Below are 6,989 nucleotides of genomic sequence, written 5' to 3' on the forward strand. Positions count from 1 at the left end.
CTATTAAGACATTTGTTATAGGTAGGAAAAATTGGCTGTTCGCCAACACTGGCAAAGGTGCACAAGCAAGCGCAACTATTTACAGCATAATTGAAACTGCTAAAAGTTATGGCCTTTCTGTAGAAAAGTACTTAGTGTATTTAATGAATGGATTATCAAATGAAACAACTTCAATAGAAGATATTATGCCATGGTCCAAATCGCTACCAGAAGATCTTAAAGTTCAAAGTAAATAAATATGAAATTTTAGCCAATAGCATAAGAGTTATATTATGCTATTGGCTTTATTGTATCAGAACTAAATTTTTTATTGTAGACGTACTTTCTTTGACGCTTACAGATGGGGATATCTGACCCATTAAATAAAAATATAGGCTTCATGCTTTTAAATAATTATTGTGATGACAATGGAATTAACCAGATGGACAGCGCGAATAAAATATTCAAAATAGTTGGTTTGATAGAAAAAACAGATAAATATTATGATACATCTAGTTATGGTTGTATATTTCGAGCTTTTGTTCATAATAATTCTAATTTACCAATAAAATTAAAAAATACATATGCTGGAACAATATATCTTAAGTCAGAGGAAAATGTATCTCAATTTACAACTAAAATGATAAAAAAGCTAGATGCTAGTGAATATGATATACAGGAAAATATTGAGGTCTATTCAGCAAAGCGATTCAAACAAGCTTCAACATTCAGCAAAGAAAATATTATAAATTTAGTGCTTCTAATAGTTGTATCAACCATTGTAGTATACAACATTTTTAATATTATTTTTCAAAGTATGATTAGCCAAATAGGGCTTATGAGGTCTATTGGTATATCAAATAAAAAAATAAAGACCATGTTTATTTCTATGAGCTTCATGTATATAACTCTAGGAACTCTAATAGGGATAGTATTTGGAATGATTTTTTCATATGTTGGTTTAAGGATAGTATATGGATACAGTTCTATGTTAACTATACAAAAACTTAGTATAATATGTTCTTTTACGGTTTCAATTATATCCGTATCCATTTCTAGTTTTATGTTAATTAAAAAATCCATGAAAAAATCTATAATAGAGGCTATAAGGGAAAGTGATAAGTATGAAAAAAAATCAAAGAATAGCAACAAAAAGATCTATGAAAAAAGTGAAAAGATACTTATAAGTATAGCAACTAGAAATCTATGGAGAAATAAACCTAGAACAATATTGACAATGTTAGCAATTACTTTAGTTGGAACAATGTTTATATTAAATCTAAGTGCTAAAAGTTTGGTAAAAAAGAATATGGAGGAAGGAATAATGAGTAGGTCAGCGTCCATGTCATATGGAAGTGTAGATAAAACTGTTGAGGGAGATGTTGTAAGCTCAGACCATTTATTTTACAAGCTAGATGATAATTTAATACAAAAAGTTAATGATATGAAAGGCGTAAGATATATAGAGCCACATTTTTATAATCCTTATGCTCATATTTTACTTTCTAAAGATAAGTTGTCAAAAGCTTATCAAGATGAGTTAGATATAATGAAGTCCCTTTATAAAGTTGAATATAACAATGAATATCCACTTTTAATAAGAGGATATAGTGATGATATGTTAAAACAAAGAAAAGGATTTATTGAAAAAGGGGAAAATATACTAAGCCCTACATCTGGTGAGCACAGGAAAGTAATCTTAGTTAACAATACGAATTCGCAAATTACGCATTCTTTTGATGCAAAGGTAATTGATGATGTGAAAATAGGGGATATTATAGATATAAAAATACCAGTATATAGAGATGGAATAGAAAAATACGGAAACTTCAAGGTAGAGGTTGGAGCTATAATGAAAAAATCATATGCAGCAGGTCAGGATGGAAATTCACAAGCTGATGGAGCTCAAGTAATACTTAGAGAAGAGGATTACAAACAATTAACAGGTCAAGCAGAGTACAATAAGCTTTTCATAACAGTTGAAAAGGGACAGCTATATTCAGTAGAAAGAAGATTAGAAAAACTAACTGATAATTATAAATCTACAGAGATTAATGGAAAAGGGGAAGAACTAAAAATTATTGGGGCACAACAAAGTTCCGAAGAGAGGCTTTCTGTAATATATCAGATTTTGACCTTATTAATACTTTCAGTAAATATTATTTTTATTATGAGAAGTAATATTATTGCAAGAAGAAAGGAATTGGGAACATTAAGAGCAATTGGGCTAAGCACGAAAAGTATTAAAAAAATCTTAATTATTGAAAGTGAACTATATGGAATAATAGCCTCTATAATAGGATCTGTAATTGCAACAGTTAACTACAATTATAACATAGCAGAGCTAAACAAGACTCTTTTAAAAGGTGGATATACTAGGACAGTAGAACATCATATTCCATTAACTCAAATAATTATATTATTTACAATTTTTATTGTCATTGGATTTATATCTATACATGTATCTAGAGATAAGATTGAAGGAGAATCTATTGCTGAATGCCTGTCACAAAATGACTAAGTATAACTATATAAAATAAATAAGTAAATTATTTTTGGAAAAGATTCATCTGATGGAAAAGTGGATTTTTATTAAATCTGTACTCATAAAAATACACCTTTCTGGTATATGATTATATTTTTATCATTACCATAAAGGTGTATTTATTTCATCATAAGCACAAATTATTTTACGTTACTTAGTATTACTTCTTATCATTATTAGATTTATTTATAAGTTCTTGAACCAATCTTATAGTTTAAATTTTCTTTTAATCCTAAACCTAATTTTTCATCTCATAGGAAATAAAATTTAACTGTTCCCATTTACCCGTTTGGTATTGGGTAAAAGAAATAACCCAATTAGCAAACCAACCAATAGGAACAGCAAACCAAACCATAGCAACCCCAAATTTAGGGGCCAAAGTCATTGAAAGGAATACCCTAATAAAAAGATTTACGAAATTAGCGATCGTGAACATTTTCATGTCACCTGAACCTCTTAATAATCCGTCGACTGCCATTTTAAATCCTATTAAACAGAAAAACCACCCCATAAAATTTAAATAATCCTGGCCAGTTTTAAGTGCAATTGATGTTCCCTCATTTCCAAGGAAAAAGGAAATGATAGGATTGCTAAATAATTCTACTATAATACATATAATTATTGCACAGAAAATAACCATAATATTTGATGCATGGTACCCTTTAACAACTCTATCAGGTCTGTCTGCTCCAATGTTTTGAGCAGTATATGATGACAATGCATTTCCAATACTAATCATGGGTACAATACATAGTGACTCTATTCTCATCGCAGCAGAGAAACCAGCTAGTACCTGAGAACCAAAGCTATTGACAACTGATTGTACTAGCATCATTCCTATAGATACTGTAGATTGTTGTAAGATAGATGGGATAGCTATCTTAGACATATTACTTAACTCTAGTTTACTAAAAATACTTGTATGTTTGGTCTTAATATATTTGATTTCTTTCATAAAGCATATAAATGTTAAAATCGCTGATATACCTTGTGCAATTAATGTTGCCCATGCAACACCTGATACACCCATATTTAGCTGTTTTACCATAAAAATGTCTAAGGCTATATTAAATACAGAAGAAAAAATCAAAAAATATAAGGGTATTCTTGATTTACCTAGTGCATTGAACATAGAGGATAACACATTGTACATAAATAAAAATGGTAATCCAAAAAAGTATATGTTTAGATATTTTATTGACATATCTAAGACATCAGATGGAGTATTCATCAAAATCATTATATTTCTACTAAACAATAGACCAAATCCAGACAGAACTATACTGATTATAAAAAATGATATAAGAGCTGTAAAAATAGATAGTTTCATTTTTTCATAATCTTTTGCACCGAAATATCTTCCCACAAGTACTGATGCTCCGATACCACCACCTATAGCAATGCATACAAATATATTGGTTAGTGAATAAGAAGCTCCAACAGCGGCCAATGCTCTCTCACCCACAAAACGTCCGACGATAGCAGAGTCAACCATAGTATAAAACTGTTGAAATAGGCTACCTATGACAATAGGTATAGAAAAAACTATTAGAGCTTTTAAAGGCTCTTTTTCAACCAAATAATCATTATTCATTTTGTTTATCCCCTTTGTTTGATATATTATTTCTTATACATTCATCAGAAAATTCACATGAACAGTCTACCGGGATTTTAATATCAATATTAAATTGCTTAATATATTCAAGTGAATCACTAATTAAATTTATTAATAATTGACTATTAACTTTATAGTGCATTTGATAGCCTATTTTTTCGCCGTATACAACGTTGTGCTTCTTTAGAATACTCATATGTTGTGATACGGCTGATTCGCTAATATTTAGTTTTTTTGATATAGCTCGAACACAGTAATGGTGCTCAGAGAGAAGCTGTAATATCTTAAACCTTGTTTGTTCTGTAATAATATGAATTGTTTTTATTTTATCCATTATTTTCGCCTACCTAGTCTGATTTAGAATTAACTTAATTAAATAATGTTTAAATTATAACCTTTTCCTTCGTATTATGTCAATGAATGAAGAGGTTCTCTTATGTTTTTAGCACTCGAATATTGACAGTGCTAACAAAAATGATATAATAATTTTTATAGAAAGAAATTTTATTTTTAATAAATAAAATCAAGGAGGTATTTAAAATGGCAATAGAAAAAGGGAGTATTTCAATTCATACAGAGAATATTTTTCCTATAATAAAAAAATGGTTGTATTCTGATAAGGATATATTCATAAGAGAACTTATAAGTAATGGCTGTGATGCTGTAAACAAGGTAAAAAGGCTTGCATCACTTGGGGAAGCAAAAATACCAAATGATGAAAAATACAAAATAACGGTATCTATAGATAAAGGACAGGGGACTTTAAGCTTTAGAGATAACGGTATTGGTATGACAGAGGAAGAAGTTAAAAAATACATAAACCAAGTAGCATTCTCTGGTGCAGAAGATTTCTTCAATAAGTATAAGGATAAGATGGAAGAATCAAGTGATATAATAGGTCACTTTGGACTAGGATTTTATTCTGCATTTATGGTATCTAAAAAGGTACAAATAGATACACTTTCTCATATTGAAGGGGCAGAACCAGTAAGATGGATATCTGAAGGAGGAACAGAATATGAAATATCTAATTCAGATACTATAACTCAAAGAGGTACATTAATAACATTATTTTTAGATGATGATAGTCAAGAATTTTTAGATGAGTATAATGTAAGAAGTATAATCAACAAGTATTGCTCATTCTTACCTGTAGAAATATATCTAGAAAATAAAGAAGAAAATGAAGATAGTAAAGACGATGAGGTACTGCCATTAAATGATACTAAACCACTTTGGACTAAGGCTCCAAAAGATTGTACAGATGAAGAATATAAAGAGTTTTATAAAAAAGTATTTAATGTATTTGATGAACCGTTGTTTTGGATACATCTAAATGTAGACTATCCATTTAATTTAAAAGGAATACTTTACTTCCCTAAATTAAAAAATGAGTTTGAACTTGTAGAAGGAAAAGTAAAATTATACAACAACCAAGTGTTTGTTGCTGACAATATAAAAGAGGTAATTCCAGAGTTTTTATTATTGCTAAAAGGAGTAATCGATTGTCCTGATTTACCACTAAATGTTTCAAGAAGTTTCTTACAAAATGATAAAGATGTAAGTAAAATATCTAAGCATATAGTTAAAAAAGTTGCAGATAAATTAAAATCTTTATGTAAAAATGAGAGAGAAGAATATACTAAATTCTGGGATGATATAGAAGTATTCATTAAATATGGGTGTTTAAAAGATGAAGGATTCTATGATAAAATAAAAGACTTCATATTATTTAAAACAATAAACGATGAGTATTTAACACTAGACGATTATTTAGAAAAATGCAAAGATAAGCATGAAAATAAGGTGTTTTATGTAAGTGATGAAAAGCAACAATCACAGTATATTAAGCTATTTAAGGAATATAACTTAGATGCAGTTATATTAAAAACTAGCATAGACAACCACTTTATTTCAATGCTTGAGTATAAAAACCAAGGGGTTAATTTCAATAGAATAGACTCAGATCTTTCAGATGTTTTAAAAGAAGATGGGGTTGAAGAAAACAAAGAAGAGATAGAAAAAATTGAGGAGTTATTTAAATCAGAAATAGGCGAAAGAGTTGAAAAATACTCTGTTCAAAGTCTAAAAAATGAACAAACTCCTGCGATTATATTAGTATCAGAACATTCAAGAAGAATGGCTGAGATGAAGTCTCAATTTGCTGGAATGGATCTTGGAATGGAATTTAATGAGGAAAAGACTTTAGTTATAAATGATAAGAACCCTATTATACAAAAAATACTTTCTATGAAAGATGATGAAAGTAAAAAAGATAAATTGTCTTTAATATGCAATCAAGTAGTTGATTTAGCTCTTTTATCAAATAAAGAATTGAGTTCTGAAGAATTAGATTTATTTATAAAGAGAAGTAATGAATTGATGAACATGATAATATCAGTATAAAAATAGAGATAGCTTCCTTAAAAGGGATATAGAGGTATTGTAAAATAAAACATCTATATCCCTTTTAAATTTAGATGAAAAATTACATTATGGATAGGTTACACTTAATTATACAATAAAAATTCGGACATGATATAATAGATAAAAGGAAATTGGAGGTCTATCATGTCTAAAAGATATAATTATGAGTTTAAAAAGCAAATAGTAACTTTAGTTAATAATGGTAAAAGCCCTAATGAAATAGTAAAAGAATATAAGGTGGCTAGATCTACTGTGAATAAGTGGGTTAGCGACTATAATGGCTCAGGTTCGTTTAAGGCTAAAGATAATAGAACTGAAGAAGAAGATGAATTAATAAAACTTAGAAAAGAAAATCAACAATTAAAAATGGAAAATGATATTTTAAAGCAAGCGGCGCTGATAATGGGACGAAAGTAGCCATTA

4 protein-coding genes and 2 pseudogenes are annotated in these 6,989 nt (G+C 28.8%); 4 read left to right on the top strand and 2 right to left on the bottom strand.

Annotation, left to right across the window (positions count from 1 at the left end):
• Nucleotides 1-236, top strand: a pseudogene (locus BUB34_RS13370) (IS66 family transposase); the annotation flags it as partial.
• Between the two features lie 104 nt (nucleotides 237-340).
• The gene (locus tag BUB34_RS12440; protein WP_084120409.1) at nucleotides 341-2,500 is read left to right on the top strand and encodes an ABC transporter permease; all 2,160 of its coding nucleotides are present in this window, start codon (nucleotides 341-343) and stop codon (nucleotides 2,498-2,500) included.
• Between the two features lie 262 nt (nucleotides 2,501-2,762).
• Here BUB34_RS12440 and BUB34_RS12445 read toward each other — a convergent pair whose 3' ends face one another.
• Both BUB34_RS12445 and BUB34_RS12450 read right to left on the bottom strand, forming a co-directional pair.
• On the bottom strand, nucleotides 2,763-4,118 hold the full coding sequence (locus BUB34_RS12445) for an MATE family efflux transporter (RefSeq protein ID WP_073127744.1): 1,356 nt from the start codon (nucleotides 4,116-4,118) through the stop codon (nucleotides 2,763-2,765).
• Nucleotides 4,111-4,473: an ArsR/SmtB family transcription factor gene (locus tag BUB34_RS12450; RefSeq protein WP_073127746.1), complete on the bottom strand. Its 363-nt coding sequence runs from the start codon at nucleotides 4,471-4,473 to the stop codon at nucleotides 4,111-4,113. Before BUB34_RS12450 ends, BUB34_RS12445 begins: the two co-directional genes overlap by 8 nt.
• A gap of 206 nt (nucleotides 4,474-4,679) precedes the next feature.
• On the opposite strand from BUB34_RS12450, the gene htpG reads away from it, so the two are divergent.
• The gene (gene htpG / locus BUB34_RS12455; protein ID WP_073127748.1) at nucleotides 4,680-6,545 is read left to right on the top strand and encodes a molecular chaperone HtpG; all 1,866 of its coding nucleotides are present in this window, start codon (nucleotides 4,680-4,682) and stop codon (nucleotides 6,543-6,545) included.
• A 165-nt stretch (nucleotides 6,546-6,710) separates the two neighbouring features.
• Nucleotides 6,711-6,989: pseudogene (locus BUB34_RS12460) on the top strand (transposase); the annotation flags it as partial.

Origin of the sequence: Asaccharospora irregularis DSM 2635 (genome assembly GCF_900129815.1) — a bacterium.
GTDB classification, from domain to species: domain Bacteria; phylum Bacillota; class Clostridia; order Peptostreptococcales; family Peptostreptococcaceae; genus Asaccharospora; species Asaccharospora irregularis.

Coding starts and splice junctions, on each gene's coding strand:
- BUB34_RS12440 (WP_084120409.1), top strand. CDS start 341: ATGGGGATATCTGACCCATTAAATAAAAATATAGGCTTCATGCTTTTA.
- BUB34_RS12445 (WP_073127744.1), bottom strand. CDS start 4,118: ATGAATAATGATTATTTGGTTGAAAAAGAGCCTTTAAAAGCTCTAATA.
- BUB34_RS12450 (WP_073127746.1), bottom strand. CDS start 4,473: ATGGATAAAATAAAAACAATTCATATTATTACAGAACAAACAAGGTTT.
- htpG (WP_073127748.1), top strand. CDS start 4,680: ATGGCAATAGAAAAAGGGAGTATTTCAATTCATACAGAGAATATTTTT.